The sequence below is a fragment of the Micromonospora sp. A200 genome, from assembly GCF_029893845.1.
GTDB lineage: Bacteria > Actinomycetota > Actinomycetes > Mycobacteriales > Micromonosporaceae > Micromonospora > Micromonospora purpureochromogenes.
This window is the reverse complement of the sequence record NZ_JARXXY010000015.1, coordinates 79,297-98,012: the sequence shown is the minus strand read 5'-3', so window position 1 is coordinate 98,012 and position 18,716 is coordinate 79,297. Positions and strand designations below refer to the sequence as shown.

The 18,716-nt window shown below is 70.9% G+C and carries 17 protein-coding genes; 9 read left to right on the top strand and 8 right to left on the bottom strand.

The features are described from left to right. Positions 1-11 precede the first annotated feature (11 nt). A complete protein-coding gene (locus M2302_RS16570) occupies positions 12-449 on the bottom strand; it encodes a MarR family transcriptional regulator (protein WP_246158765.1) in 438 nt (145 codons plus the stop codon). Positions 450-472: 23 nt separating this feature from the next. After that, on the bottom strand, positions 473-2,185 hold the full coding sequence (locus tag M2302_RS16565) for an alkaline phosphatase D family protein (protein WP_280838794.1): 1,713 nt from the start codon (positions 2,183-2,185) through the stop codon (positions 473-475). A gap of 152 nt (positions 2,186-2,337) precedes the next feature. Here M2302_RS16565 and ftsY point away from each other — a divergent pair, with 152 nt between their 5' ends. The 7 genes from ftsY to M2302_RS16530 all read left to right on the top strand — a co-directional run bounded on the left by ftsY (position 2,338) and on the right by M2302_RS16530 (position 10,582). Next, positions 2,338-3,519 (top strand): signal recognition particle-docking protein FtsY, encoded by a 1,182-nt coding sequence (gene ftsY, locus M2302_RS16560; RefSeq protein WP_280838793.1) that lies wholly within the window; start codon positions 2,338-2,340, stop codon positions 3,517-3,519. A 7-nt stretch (positions 3,520-3,526) separates the two neighbouring features. Next, on the top strand, positions 3,527-4,390 hold the full coding sequence (locus M2302_RS16555) for an aminoglycoside phosphotransferase family protein (RefSeq protein ID WP_179803565.1): 864 nt from the start codon (positions 3,527-3,529) through the stop codon (positions 4,388-4,390). A 230-nt stretch (positions 4,391-4,620) separates the two neighbouring features. Continuing rightward, positions 4,621-6,018: an ammonium transporter gene (locus M2302_RS16550; RefSeq protein WP_280838792.1), complete on the top strand. Its 1,398-nt coding sequence runs from the start codon at positions 4,621-4,623 to the stop codon at positions 6,016-6,018. Between the two features lie 25 nt (positions 6,019-6,043). Next, entirely contained in the window at positions 6,044-6,382 is a 339-nt protein-coding gene (locus M2302_RS16545) for a P-II family nitrogen regulator (protein ID WP_170285500.1), read from the top strand. Between the two features lie 8 nt (positions 6,383-6,390). Beyond that, complete coding sequence (locus tag M2302_RS16540; RefSeq protein WP_280838791.1) at positions 6,391-8,709, top strand: [protein-PII] uridylyltransferase; 2,319 nt, start codon at positions 6,391-6,393, stop codon at positions 8,707-8,709. Positions 8,710-8,804: 95 nt separating this feature from the next. Then, the gene (locus tag M2302_RS16535) at positions 8,805-9,929 is read left to right on the top strand and encodes a histidine kinase (protein ID WP_280838790.1); all 1,125 of its coding nucleotides are present in this window, start codon (positions 8,805-8,807) and stop codon (positions 9,927-9,929) included. Beyond that, complete coding sequence (locus tag M2302_RS16530; protein ID WP_280838789.1) at positions 9,926-10,582, top strand: response regulator transcription factor; 657 nt, start codon at positions 9,926-9,928, stop codon at positions 10,580-10,582. Before M2302_RS16535 ends, M2302_RS16530 begins: the two co-directional genes overlap by 4 nt. 261 nt (positions 10,583-10,843) lie before the next feature. On the opposite strand, the gene M2302_RS16525 is transcribed toward M2302_RS16530, so the two are convergent. The 6 genes from M2302_RS16525 to M2302_RS16500 all read right to left on the bottom strand — a co-directional run bounded on the left by M2302_RS16525 (position 10,844) and on the right by M2302_RS16500 (position 17,321). After that, positions 10,844-11,080, bottom strand: a complete 237-nt coding sequence (locus M2302_RS16525) for a winged helix-turn-helix domain-containing protein (RefSeq protein WP_154943422.1) — start codon at positions 11,078-11,080, stop codon at positions 10,844-10,846. 895 nt (positions 11,081-11,975) lie between these two features. Then, complete coding sequence (locus M2302_RS16520; RefSeq protein ID WP_280838788.1) at positions 11,976-12,197, bottom strand: winged helix-turn-helix domain-containing protein; 222 nt, start codon at positions 12,195-12,197, stop codon at positions 11,976-11,978. Positions 12,198-13,032: 835 nt separating this feature from the next. Continuing rightward, positions 13,033-14,025, bottom strand: a complete 993-nt coding sequence (locus M2302_RS16515) for an LCP family protein (protein WP_280838787.1) — start codon at positions 14,023-14,025, stop codon at positions 13,033-13,035. Positions 14,026-14,398: 373 nt separating this feature from the next. Continuing rightward, complete coding sequence (locus M2302_RS16510; protein WP_280838786.1) at positions 14,399-15,178, bottom strand: transposase family protein; 780 nt, start codon at positions 15,176-15,178, stop codon at positions 14,399-14,401. A gap of 507 nt (positions 15,179-15,685) precedes the next feature. Continuing rightward, positions 15,686-16,942, bottom strand: coding sequence for a nucleotide sugar dehydrogenase (locus M2302_RS16505; RefSeq protein ID WP_280838785.1), 1,257 nt, complete (start codon positions 16,940-16,942; stop codon positions 15,686-15,688). Then, positions 16,839-17,321 carry a transposase gene (locus tag M2302_RS16500; RefSeq protein WP_280838784.1) on the bottom strand — a complete coding sequence of 161 codons (483 nt, stop codon included), beginning with the start codon at positions 17,319-17,321 and terminating at the stop codon, positions 16,839-16,841. Before M2302_RS16500 ends, M2302_RS16505 begins: the two co-directional genes overlap by 104 nt. A 47-nt stretch (positions 17,322-17,368) precedes the next feature. Here M2302_RS16500 and M2302_RS16495 point away from each other — a divergent pair, with 47 nt between their 5' ends. After that, on the top strand, positions 17,369-17,554 hold the full coding sequence (locus tag M2302_RS16495; protein ID WP_280838783.1) for a hypothetical protein: 186 nt from the start codon (positions 17,369-17,371) through the stop codon (positions 17,552-17,554). Positions 17,555-17,589: 35 nt separating this feature from the next. Further along, positions 17,590-17,808: a hypothetical protein gene (locus M2302_RS16490; RefSeq protein ID WP_280838782.1), complete on the top strand. Its 219-nt coding sequence runs from the start codon at positions 17,590-17,592 to the stop codon at positions 17,806-17,808. Positions 17,809-18,716: the final 908 nt, after the last annotated feature.

Below are 18,716 nucleotides of genomic sequence, written 5' to 3'. Positions count from 1 at the left end.
GACGGCCGGGGTCAGAAGGTCTCGTTGAACCGGTGCAGCAGCCGGGCGAACTCCGCCACGTCTTTCCTCGGCCAGCTCTCCATCGTCCGGCGGATCTGTCCCAGCCGGGCCGCCCGGGCCGCGTCGAAGCGCCGGGTGCCCTCCTCGGTGAGACTGATCAGCGCCGCCCGCCGATCGTCCGGGTCCGGGTCCCGGCGCACCAGGCCGAGCCCCTCCAGGCCGTGGATCTGCCGGCTGAGCGTGCCCTTGCCGATGCCGAGCCGGACGGCCAGGTCGGTCAGCCGGATCGAACCGGAGCGCCGGAGCCAGAGCAGCAGCCCGTACGCGTTCGGCTCCAGGTTCGGATGCACCTCCCGGGCGATCTCCCAGGACAACGCGCGACCCCGGCGCAGCAACGCGGTCAGTTCGTCCTCCACCGCGCGCAGGGTCTCCGGCAGATGCTCTTCCACGGCACAGAGCGTACGGGTCCGGCTCAGGCCGCCGGGGTGAGCCGCTGCCGGGCGACCTCGCGCAGGTGGCCGTCGCTGGTGGTGCCCTCGATCAGCACCTCGGCCTGCCGGCCGGTGTGCGCCAGCGTGGCCACCGCGTTGCCGAAGTACGGCCCGGCCAGCTTCCGCCAGCGGACGCTCGGCCGGCGTACCCCGGCGGAGCGGGCCAGCGCCCGGGTGGCCCCGGCCGGCCCCGACGACCAGCCGAGCTTCATCAGCGGGCGCATCCCGGCCGGCACCTGGTTGTGGATCGGGGAACAGGTCAACTGGTGCACCGGGGTACGCACCGCCGGGTCGGCGAACCGGGCCCGGGCCACGTACGAGTGGTGTACGTCGCCGCCGAGCATGCTGATCGAGGCCGGCGGCGCGTACGCGGGGCCGGCGCCGATCCGCTCGCCCGGGCCACCCGGGGTGCCGCTGCCGAGCCGGGCGAAGAGCGCGCCGAGCGCGTCGAAGGAGCGGCTGAACGCGGCCCAGTGCTCCAGGTCGAAGGCGCGGCGGATCCGCTCGGAGAGGGCCGCCACCCACGGCTGGCGCGAGTCGGCGAGGCGCTCGTTCCACGCCTCGACGTGGTGGATTCCCGGCGGCAGCAGCCAGGGCAGCGAGGAGCCGACCACCAGGTGGTCGTAGACCCCATGCGCCCGGTCCAGGAACCAGGACCACTCGCCGGGCGGCAGCATGGCCCGGTTGCCCGGCTGCAGCACCCGGCTGCACCGGTTGTCCAGCATGACCAGGCGGGTCCGCCCCAGGTCGAGGGCGTAGCTCCACTGGTACTGCACGGCCCGCCAGCGCTCGGTGTCGTGCGCCTCGTCGGCCTCGGCGTCGACCCGCTCGCCGAATTCGCGCAGCACGGTGGTGGCGTCCTCGGCGGCGACCACCTTGGCGTAGAGCGGGTCGTCGGCGATCTCGTCAGGGGAGAGGTTGCCCAGGTGCTGGTAGACCCAGTAGGAGGCGAGGCCGCTGCGGATCCGCTCGGCCCACCAGGGCTGCGTGCGCAGCTCCGCCCGCCACGACGCGGAGGTGTTCCAGTCGTCGATGATCTCGTGGTCGTCGAAGATCATCACGCTCGGCACGGTGGAGAGCAGCCAGCGGATCTCCGGATCGCGCCACGACTCCAGGTAGAGCTTGGTGTACTCGTCGAAGCTCACCACCTGGTCGGTGGGGGCGTTCCTCGGGCGCCGGCGGCGCCGCTTGAGCAGCCGCTTCACCGTGGGCGAGGTCACGTCGGCGTAGACCTGGTCGCCGAGCAGCACCAGCAGGTCGGGCAGGCCGGCCGGGTCCGGGTCGGCCATCAACCGCCGGGCGTACGCGTCGAGCGCGTCCGGGGGCAGCCGCCGGGTGGTGGCGTGCTGGGTGGTCTCCCGGCACGAGCCGAAGATCAGCCGTACCGGCTGGTCGAGGTCGTCGGCGGCCCGGGTACGGATCACGCTGGGCGGGAAGCCGTCGCGCGGCACCGGCCAGGCGACCTCGCCGTCGACCAGCACCTCGTAGCTGGTGGCGCTGTCCGGAGTGAGCCCCTCGACCACCACGAGCGCGTAGTGGTGGTCGTACGCGGAGAAGGTCGGCGCGGAGCCGGCGGCCCCGCCGGCCGTGCGGACGGTGACCACGGCCGGCGCGTTGGTCTCGACCCAGACGGTGGCCCGCGTGCCGACCACCCGCCGCAGCAGGGGGCCGATGAGCAGGCGTGGGGCGGGCATGGCGAGACCTCCGAGGTGAGCGGACTTCATCTGTACTACCCCGCCGGCGGTCGCACCACTGCTGGCTGTGGCCGAGCCTACCGCCGGAGCCGGCCGACGCCACGGGGTGCGGTCGATGAGACGCCGCCGCCGGCATCTGACAGGATTTCGGCATGACGGAATACCTCCTCGTCGCGCTCGCCCTGCTCGCGGTGCTTATCCTCGGCGGCCTCAGCCTGGTGGTGCCCCGGCTGCGCCGGCGTCCCGAGCCGCCGCTGCCGAAGACCGAGGTCGACACCCGGGCCGAGGAGGACCTGGCGGGTCCGCCCGTCCAGGCGCCCGAGGCCGAACTCTCCACCGGCATCCTGGTCGAGCCGCCGGTGATCGAGGCGCCCGCGCTGGAGGTGCCCGAGCCGACCGCCGGCCGGCTGGTCCGGCTGCGCTCCCGGCTGTCCCGCTCGCAGAACGCCTTCGGCAAGGGCATGCTCGCTCTGCTCAGCCGCGACCACCTCGACGAGGACACCTGGGAGGAGATCGAGGACAGCCTGATCACCGCCGACGTCGGCATCGACGCCACCCGGGAGATCGTCGACCGGCTCCGCGAGCGGACCCGGGTGCTCGGCACCCGCTCGGCCACCGAGCTGCGCGCGCTGCTCGCCGCCGAGCTGGTCAACGCCCTCGATCCGAGCCTGGACCGCGCCCTGCGGACCGCCCCCAAGGACGGCCGGCCGGCGGTGCTGATGGTGGTCGGCGTCAACGGCGCGGGCAAGACCACCACCTGCGGCAAGATCGCCCGGGTGCTGATCGCCGACGGCCGGACGGTCACCCTCGGCGCGGCCGACACCTTCCGGGCCGCCGCCGCCGACCAGCTGGAGACCTGGGGCAGCCGGGTGGGCGCCATCACCGTGCGTGGCGCGGAGCGCGCCGACCCGGCCAGTGTCGCCTTCGACGCCGTCCGCGAGGGCATCGAGGCCGGCACCGACACCGTCGTGATCGACACCGCCGGTCGCCTGCAGAACAAGATCGGCCTGATGGACGAGCTGGGCAAGGTCAAGCGGGTGGTGGAGAAGCACGGCCCGATCGACGAGACACTGCTCGTCCTGGACGCCACCACCGGCCAGAACGGCCTGGAGCAGGCCCGGGTCTTCACCGAGGTGGTCAACGTGACCGGGGTGGTGCTGAGCAAGCTCGACGGCACCGCCAAGGGCGGCATCGTGATCGCCGTGCAGCGCAAGCTCGGCATCCCGGTCAAGCTGGTCGGGCTGGGCGAGGGCGCGGACGATCTGGCCCCGTTCGACCCGGCGCAGTTCGTCGACGCGCTGCTCGGCACCGAGCCGCTCGCCCGGGACGCGTAACCTCGCAGTGACGACTGACGATCGCGCGTTCGCCGGGTGGCGTGACCCTCGCCACGCGCCGCCGGCCCTGGGGAGACCGTACGTGACCTCGCAGGAGATCCCGCTGCACGGCGGGAACGTGAGCACCGTGGTCCGGGTCGGCGACACCGTCCGGCGCAACGCCGGCCCGTGGACGCCCTCGGTGCACGCCCTGCTGCGCCACCTGGAGTACGTCGGGTTCACCGGCGCGCCCCGCGCGCTCGGCATGGACGAGCGCAACCGGGAGGTCCTGTCGTACCTGGAGGGGGAGTGCGGGGAGTACCCGCTGGCCCCGCACTGGGTCACCGACGAGGCGCTGGTGACGGTGGCAACCATGCTGCGGATGTTCCACGACGCGCAGTACGGCTTCGCCCCGCCGCCCGGCGCGGTCTGGCGCTCGTTCGGCCCGCCCCCGCCGGACACCGAGGTCATCTGCCACCACGACGCCGCCCCGCACAACGTCATCTGGCGGCCGGACGGCACCCTCGGGCTGATCGACTTCGATCTCGCCTCGCCCGGCGCCCGGATCTACGACGTGGCGTACGCGGCCTGGACCTGGGTGCCGATCTTCTCTGACCGGGACTCGATCACCCTCGGCTGGAAGCACCCGGACCGGCCGCGTCGGCTGCGGCTCTTCGCCGACGCGTACGGGCTGATCCCGCGCGACCGGCACCGGCTGATCCGGACCATCCGCAAGCGGATCGTCGACCACGTCGAGGGCATCCGCCGGATGGCGGCGGCCGGCGAGCCGGCGTTCGTGCGGATCGTGCACAAGGGCCACCTGCGCCGCCCGATGCGCGACCTGCGGCTGCTCGACTACGAGCGGCACGCCCTGGAGTACGCCCTGCGCTGACCCGGTCGACCCGACATGAGTGGCCGTCGCGCGCGCGACGGCCACTCACGTCGTTTCCGCCGAACATGATCGACGTTCTTCACACGCCCGAAACAAGCCGTCACGCGTCGGAAATCGAGCGGTGTCGGTGAAGGAAACAGGCGGCGGCGAAGCTTCCCGCCAACCGGCTGACGGGCGATGCTGCCAGGTTCCAGTCGGATGGGAGGACTTCCACACCGAGAGGAGGCAGCGTGGAGATCAACACCGGCAACACCGCCTGGTTGCTCCTGTCGTCTGCGCTCGTGCTGCTCATGACGCCGGGGCTGGCCCTGTTCTACGGGGGGCTCAACCGGTCCAAGGGCGTACTCAACATGATGATGATGAGCTTCTCCGCGATCGGGCTCATCTCCGTTCTCTGGGTCATCTACGGCTTCACCCTCGCGTTCGGCACCAACGACAACGCGGGCGTCAACAACGTGATCGGCAGCTTCACCCAGTACCTGGGCACCGAGACCAGCTTCATCGGCGAGGAGTGGTTGTTCCTCGGCGCGGGGACCGGCATCCCCACGTACGTCTTCCTGGTCTTCCAGATGATGTTCGCGGTCATCACGGTGGCCCTGATCAGCGGCGCGGTCTCCGACCGGCTGAAGTTCTCCGGGTGGCTGCTCTTCGCCTTCGCCTGGTTCACGCTGGTCTACATCCCGGTCGCGCACTGGGTCTGGGGTGGCGGCTTCATCGGCGCCAAGATCAAGGCGCTGGACTTCGCCGGTGGCACCGCGGTCCACATCAACGCCGGCGCGGCCGCGCTCGGCCTGGTGCTGGTGCTCGGCAAGCGGCTCGGCTGGCCCCGGGAGAGCTTCAAGCCGCACAACGTCCCGCTGGTCGCGCTCGGCGCCGGTCTGCTCTGGTTCGGCTGGTTCGGCTTCAACGCCGGCTCCGAGCTGACCGTCGACGGCACCACCGCGGTGGCCTTCGTCAACACCCAGGTCGCCACGGCCGCCGGCCTGGTCGGCTGGGTCATCGTCGAGTGGCTGCGCAACGGCAAGCCGACCCTGGTCGGCGCCTCCTCCGGCGCCGTCGCCGGCCTGGTCGCCATCACCCCGGCCTGTGGCTTCATCGCCCCGCTGCCGGCGGTGCTGCTCGGCCTCGTCGCTGGCGCGGTCTGCGCGGTGGCGGTCGGCCTGAAGTACAAGCTCGGCTTCGACGACTCGCTCGACGTGGTCGGCGTGCACTTCGTCGCCGGCTGGATCGGCTCGCTCTCCATCGGCTTCTTCGCCACCCTCCAGGTCAACTCGGCCATCGAGGGCCTGGGCGGCAGCGAGGGCCTCTTCTACGGCGGCGGGCTGACCCAGCTCGGCCGCCAGGCGCTGGGCAGCGGCATCGTCTCGGTCTACTCCTTCGCGGTGGCCGTGGTGATCGCGCTGGCCGTCAAGGCGCTGATCGGGCTCCGCTCCGACGCCGAGGACGAGGTCGCCGGCATCGACGTGGCCGAGCACGCGGAGAGCGCGTACGACATGTCGCCGACCACCGGCAGCGCCGGCGGTGGGGCCTTCGCGCTGGCCGGGCTCACCCCGGGCGCCGGGAAGCCGGCTTCGGGCGAGGCCGGCGAACCGGCCACCGAGCCGGTCAACGAGAAGGTCGCCGGTTAACGTTCCTGGGATGGAGGGGTTGGACATGAAGCTGGTGACCGCGGTCATCAAGCCGTACCAGCTGGACGCGGTGAAGGAGGCCCTGCACGCCCTCGGCGTGGCCGGCCTGACCGTCAGCGAGGTCCAGGGGTACGGGCGGCAGAAGGGGCACACCGAGGTCTACCGGGGTGCCGAGTACACGGTCGAGTTCCTGCCCAAGATCCGGGTCGAGGTGCTCACCGACGAGATGGACGTCGACAAGATCGTGGACGCGATCGTCGCCGCCGCCCGGACCGGCAAGATCGGCGACGGCAAGGTCTGGGTCACCGGGGTCGAGGAGGTCGTCCGGGTCCGCACCGGCGAACGCGGCCTCGACGCCCTCTAGGAGCCACCATGACCTCGTTGATCAAGAGGAATGCGTCAGGAAACACCGACAACGGTGACGCAAACCTCTTGATCAACGAGGTCGGTGGCATCGGGGAGGCGGCGCGGCGGGAGCGGGCTGCCGGGTTTGACCGGTGGCTGGGGGCGTTGGTGCCGGGGCGGGACGGGATCGCGCTGGTCGCGGTCGGCGGGCTGGGGCGGCGGCAGTGCGCGCCGCACGGCGACCTCGACCTGGTGCTGCTGCACGCCGGGGTGCCCGGCATCGACGAGCTCGCCGCGTCGCTGTGGTACCCCGTCTGGGACGCCGGCGTGCGGCTCGACCACTCGGTGCGCACCCTCGCCGAGGCGCTCTCGGTGGCCCAGGACGACGTCAAGGTCGCCCTCGCGCTGCTCGACGCGCGCTTCGTCGCCGGCGACCGGGCCCTCGCCGACACCCTCATCCGCACCGCCGCCGACCAGTGGCGGCGTACCGCCGTCCGCCGGCTCCCCGCCCTGCGGGAGATCACCGAGAGCCGCTGGCGTACCCACGGCGAGCTGGCCTTCCTGCTCGAGGGCGACCTCAAGGAGGCCGCCGGCGGGCTGCGCGACGTGGGCCTGCTGCGGGCCATCGCCACCGCCGGCATCACCGACGCGCTGCGCCCCGCCGTCCGGGCCGCGCACCTGCGCCTGCTGGACACCCGCGACGCCCTGCACCAGCAGGTCGGCCGCCGGGTCGACCGGCTCATCGCGCAGGAACGCGACGGCGTGGCCGGGCTGCTCGGCCTGCGACAGTCCCCGCCCGGCGGCTCCGACGACACGCAGCAGTCCGTCGCCACCGCCAGCGACGGTGACGTCCTGCTGCGCCGGGTCGCCGGGGACGCCCGCACGGTCAGCCACGCCCTCGACGACGCCTGGCGGGCCGCCGACCGGTTGCGCTCCGGCCGCCGCCGGGGCGGCGACGGCCGCCCGGTGCGCCGGCCCGTCGCCCGGGACGTCGTCGAGCACGACGGGGAACTGGTGCTGGCCCGCACCGCCATCGGCGCCCGCCCCGACCCGAGCCTGTCGCTGCGGATCGCCGCCGCCGCGGCCACCACCCGGCTGCCGATCGCCCGGGCCACCTGCGAGTGGCTGGCCGCGTACTGCCCGCCGCTGCCCGCGCCCTGGCCGCCGGCCGCCCGCGCCGCGCTGATCACCCTGCTCGGGGCCGGTCCCGGTCTGGTGCCCGCCTGGGAGACCTGCGACCGGTACGGCCTGATCGACGGCTGGCTGCCGGAGTGGAACCGGCTGCGCAGCCTGCCCCAGCACAACCCGGTGCACCGGTTCACCCTCGACCGGCACCTGGTGCAGACCGCGTACGAGGCGAGCCGGCACACCCGCGAGGTGGACCGCCCCGACCTGCTGCTGCTCGGTGCGTTCCTGCACGACATCGGCAAGGGGCTGCCCGGCGACCACAGCACCGTCGGCGCCCCCCTCGCCGAGGCGGTGGCCGCCCGGATCGGCCTGCCCGCGCCCGAGGCGGCGCTGATCGGCACGCTGGTCCGGCTGCACCTGCTGCTGCCCGACGTGGCCACCCGGCGGGACCTCGACGACCCGGTGACCATCGCCGGAGTCGCCGAGCGGGTCGGCGACACCACCACGCTGGACCTGCTGCACGCCCTGGTCCGCGCCGACGCGGCGGCCACCGGGCCGGCGGCCTGGTCGGACTGGAAGGGGCGGCTGGTCGCCGAGCTGGTGGCCCGGGTGCGTACCGCGCTGGACACCGGCGCCCTGCCCGCGCCCCCGGCCCCGGACCCGGCGCTGGTGGCGGGGCCGCTGCCGGTCGTACACCTGGCGGAGGACCGGGTGTCGGTGGCCGCGGCGGACCGGCGCGGCCTGCTCGCGACGGTGGCCGGCTGCCTGGCCCTGCACCGGCTGGAGGTGCTGGCCGCGGACGCCACCACGGTCGACGGCCGGGCCCTGGTCGAGTGCCGGGTGCAGCCCCGCTACGGGCTCGCGCCGGACCCGATCGCGCTCAGCGCCGACCTGCGTCGCGCCGTCAACGGGGACGTCTCCGTCACCCAGCGGCTGCGCGGCCGGGCTCTCGCGGCGCGGGGGGAGGGGGCCGCGCCGCGAGTGGTCTGGCACCGGGAGGCGGCCACCGACGCGGTGCTGCTGGAGCTGCGCGCCGCCGACGCCGCCGGGCTGCTCTACCGGGTGACCTGCGCCCTCGACGAGGCCGGCGCCCAGGTCCGCGCGGCCCGGATCTCCACCCTCGGCGGCGACGTGGTGGACGCGTTCTACCTGGTCGGCGGCTGGCCCTCCGACGCCGAACGGGCCCGGCTCGAAGCCGCCGTGCTGGCCGCCGTCTGACCCGACCGCCGACCGCCGGGTACGTCCGGCGGCGTAGCCGCGGTGCCGCGCGCGGGCGGACGACGCCTGCCCGGACCGGGGGCAGAATGATCGGCATGCGCCTGCGGGAACACTCCGGCAGCCGTCGCCAGGGGGCGGCGGCCGACCTGGCGCTGGCCGTGGTCCTGCTGCTGCTCGGCCTGCTCGCCACCGGCCCGGCCGGCCGCAACCAGCCCGGCGCCACGCCGGTCGACGCCGGCTGCCTGGCCCTGGTCACGGTCGCCACCCTCGCGCTGACCGGGCGCCGCCTCGCCCCCCGCGCCACCCTCGCCGTGGTCACCGTCGCCGTCTCCGCCTACCTGGTGCTCGGCTACCCGTACGGGCCGGTGCTGCTGACCTTCCTGGTCGCCGTCTACACGGTGGCGGTCCGGCTGCCGATCCGGCCGGCCGCCGTCGCCGGGGCGGCGGCGCTCGCGGTGATCCTGGCGCACGTCTTCTGGTCCCGGGGCGCCTCGCCCGGCCTGCCCGGGGTGCTGCCCGGATCGGCCTGGGTCGTCGTACCGTTCGCGCTGGGAGTGGCGGTGCGGACCAACCGCGAGACCGTCACTCGGGCCCGGGCCGAGCAGGCCCGCCGGCAGGCCGACGAGGAGCGGCTGCGCATCGCCCAGGAGGTGCACGACGTGGTGGGGCACGGGCTCGCGGCGATCAGCATGCAGGCCGACATCGCGCTGCACCTGATGCCCAAGCGGCCCGAGCAGGCCGAGGCGGCGCTGACCGCGATCAGCCGGACCAGCCGGGAGGCCCTGGACGAGCTGCGGGTCACCCTCGGGGCGGTCCGGCGGGGCACCGAGCGAGGACCGGTGCCGGGGCTGGCCCGGCTCGACGCCCTGCGGGAGCGGTTGGCCGCAGCGGGCCTCGCCGTCGACCTGCGGGTGACCGGCGAGCCACGGCCGCTGCCCGGCGCGGTGGACCTGGCCGCGTACCGGGTGGTGCAGGAGGCGCTCACCAACGTGCTGCGGCACGCCCGGGTCGGCGCCGCGCGGGTACGGGTCGACTACGGCCGGGAGGAGCTGGTGGTGGAGGTGACCGACCGGGGCGTGGGCGCGCCCGGCGCGGCGGGGCACGGGCTGGCCGGGATGCGTGAACGGGTCACCGCGCTGGGCGGCTCGCTGACCGCCAGCCCCGACCCCGACGGCGGCTTCCGGGTGTCCGCCCGGCTGCCGGTGGAGGTGCGGCGGTGATCCGGGTGGTGGTCGCCGACGACCAGGACCTCGTCCGGCTCGGCCTGCGCGCGCTGATCGAGAGCGAGGACGACCTCACCCTGGCCGGCGAGGCCGCCGACGGGCTGCGGGCGGTGGAGCTGGCCCGCCAGGTACGCCCCGACGTGGTGCTGATGGACGTCCGGATGCCCGGCGTGGACGGCATCGAGGCCACCCGCCGGATCGTCGCCGACCCGGAGCTGGCCGGCACCCGGGTGATCGTGCTGACCACCTTCGAGCTGGACGAGTACGTCTTCGACGCGCTGCGACACGGGGCGAGCGGCTTCCTGACCAAGGACACCCCGCCGGCCGAGCTGCTGCGGGCGGTGCGCCTCGTCGCCGAGGGGGAGGCGCTGCTCTCGCCGTCGGTGACCCGGCGGGTGGTGCGGGAGTTCGCCACCCGGCCGGCCCGGGTGCCCCGGCCGCACCCCCGGCTGGACACGCTGACCGAGCGAGAGCGGGAGGTGGTGGGGCTGGTCGGGGAGGGCTTGAGCAACGCCGAGATCGCCGAGCGGCTGGTGGTGAGTCCGGCGACGGCGCGTACCCATGTGAGCCGGGCGATGGTGAAGCTGGCCGCCCGGGACCGGGCCCAGCTGGTGGTCTTCGCGTACCAGTCGGGGTTGGTCTCCGGCTAGCTGCACTGCCCGTCAGGCCGTTCGGCGCCGACGGCGGGTATCGCCAACTCCTGCAGGTCGAGGGACTTCTCGATGGTCAAGGCCTCGGTGGCCGTTACCAGCAGCTCGTCCAGGAGGCGGCCAGGCAGAGCCGCGAGCGCGCCGCTTGGGTCCTGGCCGGGCTGGAGCGGAACACGGCCAAGGTGGGCAGGAGCAGGGCCTCTGCGGCCGGCTGAGCCACCTCGGGCGAACGGCTCGGACCCCGTGAGGGTCCGGGTCGTTTCAGCTCTCCGGCTGCCCGACGTACGTTCCGCGCTGCGGCACGGTGTAGACCAACCCGCGCTCGCGCAGCAAGGCGACCGCTCGCCGTGCCGTGCCCCGTGCGATGCCGTACTCCTGGACGATCGTGGACTCGCTCGGGATGGGCCGGTGGGGCGCAAGTTCGCCACTGGAGATCCGAGCGGCCAGGAGGTCCGCTACCTGCCGATAAACGGGCACGGGGCCGTCGGGATCGATCATGAGGCGACGCTAGCCAACCAGGGACGATTCGGATTCTTTAGCTACGTTCCTAGACGTCCATGCTCGTATAAGCCTACGATCGGTGAGAGAGAGCCCGTGGCGCCCGGCGATCTTGCGGGCACGGTGAGCGGTCCGGGTACTTGATCGGGGATCGGTGCCCGGACCTGCCCGTTTCGGAGGTGGAGTGGTGCCCATGGATGACGGACCGATCACGCCGGCCCTGGTGCTCTGGACGGCCAAGCGGGTGATCACGGCGCATCGGGAGCAGCCGAGCGAGCACCGGGCCACTGGGCGCTGTGGGCAGTGCCGGGACGACGGGTGCGACATGCTGACGTGGGCCCGGGGCGTGGTCCGGGCGCACCGGCGCGCGGGCAACCCCCTTGGCCCCATTGAGGGAGCCGCTGTCGGGACGACGTTGAGGTCCATGAACTCGACCTGACCGTGCGGGCCGGCGAGGTGTACGGATTCCTCGGTCCGAAGCCGCCGGCAAGACCACCGCCCGTTGGCGCCGACGCCGCAGCTGCGCCGCTTCCAGGCCGACGAGGGGATCGCCGAGCGCCGAGAGGCCTGGTTGACCTACCTCCACTGCCAGGCCGACGCCGGACTCGCGCGCCTGGACCGCGTGGTGGCTGCGCTGGAGTCGGCGGTGGGGAACCTGGCCGACATCGATCGGGTACGGCAGACGTGGAGCAGCGCACGTCCGGGCAGCTGTTCCTCCCGCGTCGCGGGCAAAGCGGTGGAGGCGGCCAGGCAGAGCCGCGAGCGCGCCGTTGCGGCCCTGGCCGGGCTGGAGCGACACACGTGCCTAGGTAGACAAGAGCAAGGCGTCTGCGGCAGCCTGACCCGGCACGGACGAACGGCCCGGACCTGGACGTCCGGCCGTTCCCTGTCACCGCTAGCCGTTCTCTTTGACGTACACCCCGGCACCGGGCAGCGACTCCGTGAGTCCCTGCATTTTTAAGATCAGAAACACTCGGTCGGCAACGAAGCTGGACACCTTGTAGTGCTCGCACAGCTCGGCCCGGCTGGGCAGGCGTGAGCCGGGCTGAAACTCCCCGGACTTGATCCGGTTCGTCATGTCCTCGGCTACGCGTTGGTAGGCGTACTGCGGTGGCACGGTGGTTCCCTCCGGTCGGCATCTCCTACTCAATCACCCATGGTGAGAGCTTGACTAGCAATGGATAGCCATGGCAGGTTCGAAGGCGGGTCCCTCCGGTCGGCAACCAACGGGACCTCGGATAGCGGTCCGGGCACCTGATCGGGGATCGGTGCCCGGACCTGCTCCTTTTTGGAGGTAAAGCAGTGCCCATGGATGACGGACCGATCACGCCGGCCCTGGTGCTCTGGACGGCCAAGCGGGTGATCACGGCGCATCGGGAGCAGCCGAGCGAGCACCGGGCCACTGGGCGCTGCGGGCAGTGCCGGGACGACGGGTGCGACATGCTGACGTGGGCCCGGGGCGTGGTCCGGGCGCACCGGCGCGGGGGCAATGCCCCTGGCCCCATTGAGGGAGCCGCTGTCGGGACGACGTTGGAGGCTCCGCCATCCGGCACCGTCAGGGCATGAACGTGCCAGTCAAACCGACGGGTTCAGCAGGCGGTAGAGAGGCCTGACCGCCGTCCATGAACTCGACCTGACCGTGCGGGCCGGCGGAGGTGTACGGCTTCCTTGGTCCGAAGGCGCGAGCAAGACCACCACGCTCCGGATGCTGCTTGGCCTGGTACGCCCCACCGTGGGCACCGTGCGGCTGCTCGGCCGACCCGACGCGTTGCGAGCAGTGGCCCTGCCCTTGGGGCTGGGGCCTGGTGTGGATGCTCACGATGCAGAACCTGCCCGCCTCGATCGCCGCCCCACTGTTGGAACTGGGTGGCGATGACGGCGGGCAGGCGGCGCTGGTGGTTGTGGGGCTGCCGGCTCCGCGGAGCTGGTCAGCAATCGGGACCGGGCTCCGGTCAGCTACCGGGGACCTTCTGCGGGTGGGCGGCGAGCCACTCCTGGATGGTGTCGTCGCGGATCGCGGCGAACATCTCCTTCGCCTTCGCGTCGTCCAGCTTCACCGCAGAGCCGGCGTGGGTCTTCAGGCTGGCGCTCGTGTACGGCACCGTCGCGAACTTGATGTTCGCGGGCTTGATGTTCCGGGCGACCAACGCCAACTCCTGCAGGTCGAGGGACTTGTCGATGGTCAACGCCTCGGCCGCCGTCACCACCAACCCGTCCAGGCGGAACGGATTCTGCAGCATGCCCTCCGCGGCGACCTTCTCCGCGATGGCCTTGACGACCAGCTGCTGGTCGTGGATGCGCCCGAAGTCCCCGCCCGGCACGGTCTTGCGCTGCCGCATGAACTCCTCGGCCGCCGCCCCGTCAAGCTGGTGGCAGCCCTTCTCCCACACCTTGCCTGAGGACCTCGACCCGACGTTGTACGGGACGCAGACCCGCACGCCGTCGACCGCTTCGACCATCTTGTGGATGCTGGCGAAGTTGGCGATCATCGCCCCGTCGAACTTCACCCCGGTGAGCTGCGTGATGGTCTTGGCGGCATGGGGTGCGCCACCGAAGGCGAACGCAGCGTTCAGCTTGTTCATGCCACCCTTCCAGCCCTTGGCCGGAGGGACGTAGACGTAGCTGTCCCGCGGGATCGACACGATTGTGGCTCGGTCGAGGTTCTTGCTCAGGTGCACCAGCATGATGGTGTCTGACCGCTGACCGCTGACGCTCCCCTCGTCGAGCCCGCCCTCTCGGCTGTCGCTGCCGAGCAGCAGCAGATCGAGTGGCCCGGACTTCCAGCGCTGCTCGTCCTTGGGCGCGGCGATCGGCCCAAGGATGTCCTCGTGGTGGGTCTTTCCTTCATAGCGTCCGACGAGGAGAAGGGTGCCGGCCCCGCCGCAAATCCCTCCGACCAGCACGAGCGTGAGAAGGACAACGAGCGCCTTCTGCCAGCGTTTCAAGGAGCGCCGGTGGCGAGTCTTACGCTCGGTTGAATCTGGGGCGGGCGAAGTTAACACGTCTGACATACAATCCCTTAGTTGCTCGCTTGTCGGCGGTCACCTTTCCCGATCTAAGCCGCAGTGAGAGTTCTTCTCAAGTCCGAGCAGGGCAGGCATGAACAGGTTAGGGCAATGCTCGGCCGATGGCAGCGCCAGCGTCAGCCGAATGAGCGGCGAGCGTACCCGACCGGTCAGAGTGCAGTCACCGATCCGGCCAGCCTCCGTAGACAAGTTCCACGAGCGTGGCCAAACGCGGCATGTCCGTCCGGGGTAATGTCCGCCTAAGGGACGTCTCGTAACTCGGTGAAGGCGTTGCCGGTGACCGGCTTGGTGCTCACTGAGCCAGGGCGATGTTGTGCAGGTGGGCGATGCCGGAAGCGGTGTCGGTCAATGTGCGGGCGGCGCGGCGGTAGTCGCGCAGGATCTTCCAGCACTTCATCCTGGCCAAGGCGTGTTCGACCTGCGCTCGGACGGTGCGGTGCTGGGCATTCAGGTCTTCCTTCCAGGTCGGCAGCGCCCCGCCGTCAGAGGGCTTGCGGTAGGGAATGATCACCTCTGGGTTGCCGCGGTAGCCGCCGTCGGCCATGACCGGGCGTCCGGCCAACTTCTGGTCGATACCCGAGGTGCGGTAGGCGATCGTGTCGTTGCGGTTGCCCGGCTGCGGGTCACCGACGGCGATGACCAGACGGGTGCTGGCGTCGATGGCGACCTGCAGGTTCGTCGAGTAGCGGTAGTTCTTGCTCGGCGCGGCCAGCCGGTGGTCCCGGGTCGGGATCAGCGTGCCGTCGACGATGGCGATCTGGTCGACAGGGCGCCGGCGGACCGGCGCCAGGGCCAGCAGGGGTCCGAGAGTGTCGATGACCCGGTGCGCGGCGGAGTGCGACACCCCGAACAGCGGGCCGATCTGCCGCATCGTCAGGTTGGTGCGCCAGTACGCCGCCACGAGCAGCACCCGATCGGGCAGGTCAAGAGCCCACTGCCGGCCCGGCCGGCCGTCAGCGATCGCGTCCCCGCCACGCTCGGCGACCACGCGGACCAGCCGACGGAACTGGGCGGGCTGCAAACCGGTGAACGGAAAGATCCACTCCGGGCGGGTCGAGGAGATCACCTGCACCCAGACATCCTCGAGGATCGTCCTCAACGGACAGACGCCGGGTTACGAGACGTCCCTTAGTGTCCTGAGTCGTCAATTCGCCGGCAGAGTACCGACCGAGTCTGCGCTGGTAGTGGGATCGTCGGGCTCGGGCTTGGGATGTTCGTCTCTAGATCGACCAGTGGAGGCTGTGGGCGGGTGGTAGCGGTAGGGCGAGGACGAGGGCGTTGAGGAGTCGGCGGATCTCGGGGACGGTCAACGCGATGGTCTCCGGGTCGGGCTGCTGCGCGGTGGTGGTGGCGAGGATGGTCAGGACGGCTAGGGCGAGCGTGGCCAGGGTTTTGAATCGGTGTCAGCCGGCCCAGATGTCCACGACGTCTCCAGTTTCAGGTTCTGCTTGGTCGCTGAACCATCTACCGAAGACTCGCCATATCTCAATTCCGACACGCCGAGCGGTCACACCAGCTTAGGCGTCACCGCCGACTTCGACACAGGCCCTAAAAATTTTCGACACGTCCCTTGGATCAGCTACAGTCGGTGCGACTTCTCCCCCGAGGTGACGCCCCGTGTATCGAAAAACCGCTTGGCAACTTCAGCTAGTCGATTCGCCTCGTACTCGCGGTGATTCTGAACAAGGATGACGAGGTCTGCTGAGGCGACTGCACCTTCGAGATCATTCACCTTGGGGACCTCGAACCCTGAAACGCTCCACCGCTCGACTCGCGGATCATGGTAGGTAACCTTCGCGCCTAAGGCTGCAAGTCGACGGGCCAGGGGCGTCGCGGGTGATTCGCGCTGGTCGGCGATATTGGCCTTATATGTTACGCCGAGCAGCAGGACAGACGCACCGTTCATCGCGAGGCCGGCGTCGTTCAAGATGTTCTGCGCACGGCTCGCAACGTACGAGGGCATCGTGGCGTTAATCTCCTGCGCCAACTCTACGAACCGGAACGGGTACCCCAGCTTTGCTCGCACGTTGTGGCTTAGGTAGTTCGGGTCGATTGGGATGCAGTGGCCGCCCACGCCAGGGCCCGGGTAGAACGCCTGGAAGCCGAATGGCTTAGTGGATGCGGCGTTAATGACGTCCCACAGGTCGATGCCTAGCTCGTGGCAGAACCTGGCCATCTCGTTGACGAGGGCAATGTTGATGTGGCGGTACGTGTTTTCTAGCAGCTTGGCGGTTTCTGCTTCCCGCGTACCATTGGCCCGCACAACTTTTTCTATGAAGCGGCTGTAGAACGTGGCTGCTCGACCCGTGCTCTCTGGGGTATCGCCACCGACAACTTTCGGCGTGTTGTGCGTGCCGTAGTGCTCGTTTCCTGGGTCGATGCGTTCCGGAGAAAACGCGAGGAAGAAGTCAACACCTGCGGTGAGGCCGGACTTCTCAAGGATGGGGCGGACGACGTCGTCCGTGGTTCCCGGGTAGGTCGTGGATTCCAATACCACCAGCATTCCGGCGCGTAGGCTGCGGGCCACGGAGTGGGCCGCAGCCTTGACCGCTTTTAGGTCGGGCCCACCGTCCTCTGACAGCGGCGTCGGAACGCAAATAACCGCGGTCTCGGCCGTGCCGATCTCGGACTGATCCGTGGTGGCGCGGAAACCATGGCGGAGCATCTCGGCGATGTCTGCGTCCGAGAGGTCGTCCACATGAGAGCTGCCATCATTGAGCGCACGGACGACATCAACGTTGACATCGTAGCCAACTACCGATAAGCCTGCTCGCAACGCCTGCTGAGCCAGTGGGAGCCCGACGTAACCGAGCCCGAGCACAACAAGATCCACCACGCCCTGCCTTCCGTTCCCCCCTGTGAACCACAGCGGAGCGACTGATGGTATCGGCAGACGACCGCACTAGACGACGGGCCCCCCATAGTTCGCGGGTGGGTATCCGGTCGGCGAGGTCGTCGACGCGGATGAGGGTGCGGCCGTCGTTGACGTGCACGTGTCGGTTGCAGCCGACGGCCAGGGCGTAGTCGATCCCGCGGTGTTCCAGGTCGGCGCGCAGGCCGGGGTCGGCGCCGTAGACCTCGTCGCCGATCACCCATGCGGCCGGCACATTGGTATCCAACGCGGCGGCGATCATCTGCCGGGCCAGGGCCGGTTTCGTGGCAACCCGACGTCGTCCGGGACGCCGGCGGCGGCGAGGCGGTCGGGCTGGTCGCACCAGGTCGTCTCCGGCAGGTAGAGCCGCGATCAGCGCCCGCCCGGCGGGTGAGACGTAGGCCAGGCACCCCGACCTGGCTGTTCTCGACACGACCGGCGGTGCCGGTGTACTGCCTGCCGGCCACGGCCTGGTCCGCGGCCCTGGCCGCCGACGGCGGCATCCGCGACGGCGCGCAGGTCGCGGAGTTGACCGGGCTGCTCACCCTGGCCGGCTGGCCGCCCGGCATGCGGTGATCGTGCGCCGGGAACGACCGCACCCCGGCCCCCAGTTGTCGCTGTTCGAGGAACGTGACGGCTGGCGCTACACCGCGTTCGTCACCAACACCACCGTCGGCGCCTTGCAGTGGCCGGAAGCCCGCCACCGCGCCCACGCCCGCGTCGGAGACCGGATCCGCTGCGCCAAGGACACCGGACTGCGCCGCCTACCGTCAAGCGAGTTCGCCATCAACGCCGCCTGGTGCAGATCGCGGCCATGGCCTGCGACCTGATCGCCTGGTGCAACCACTCACCCTCGACGGCGAGTTGGCCAAAGCCGAGCCGAAACGGCTGCGCTACCGCCTGCTGCACACCGCCGCCCGCCTGATCCGCGGTCAACGCCGCCGCCGGCTCCGCATCCCTGCCCCCTGGCCCTGGGCCGACCAAATCACCAAATCACGGCCGCTTTCCACCGGATCGCGGCGATCCCACCCCCCCGGCTGACCAACTCAGCCCTGCCCCGACAACCGGAGGACCCAAGGAGACCACGCCCACCGCCGCGACAGACGGCCCGTCACCATGACCTCGATCGGATCGCATCGAACACCAGCGATCACAAGCGCGGCACTGAAGCGGCCGACATCAGCATTGAATGATCGAGGCTAGGCCCGAATGAAAATTCTGACGGATGTGTCACGGGTCTTGACAGACCTGTCAGGGCGCTGAGGAGTTTGTGATGGGAAGTTGCCGCCAGCGTCCGAACCGCGTTCTGCGAGATGACGGACACGGAGTGTTGCCCTCCGCAACGCCGCCATCGGCGTACTACGCGCTGCCGGCATCACCAACATCGCCGCCGCCAACCGCCACCACGCCCGCGACACCATCCGCCCACTCGCCCTACTCGGCATCACCTAACGACTTCGCCGGGGCCCTGCCTGGGGCTCGGGGACAGCGCGAGCTGGGGCCAGCGGAGCGCTGCTACAGTGCCGTGACGTCCCAGCGTGTCCAGGATTTCACGGGAGTAGAGATGCCGCTGCAGAGACATGCCCCTGCGATCGAGAGCTGTCCGTGCCCAATCAGTCAGCTAGGCCGATCGGGACAACGATGAGGCCGACCGGCATGCGTGGCACCGGCAAAATTTTGATCGTTGAGCCAAATCCCAGCGGCCATCGACTGCTCTATGTGCGACTAATAGTCGAGC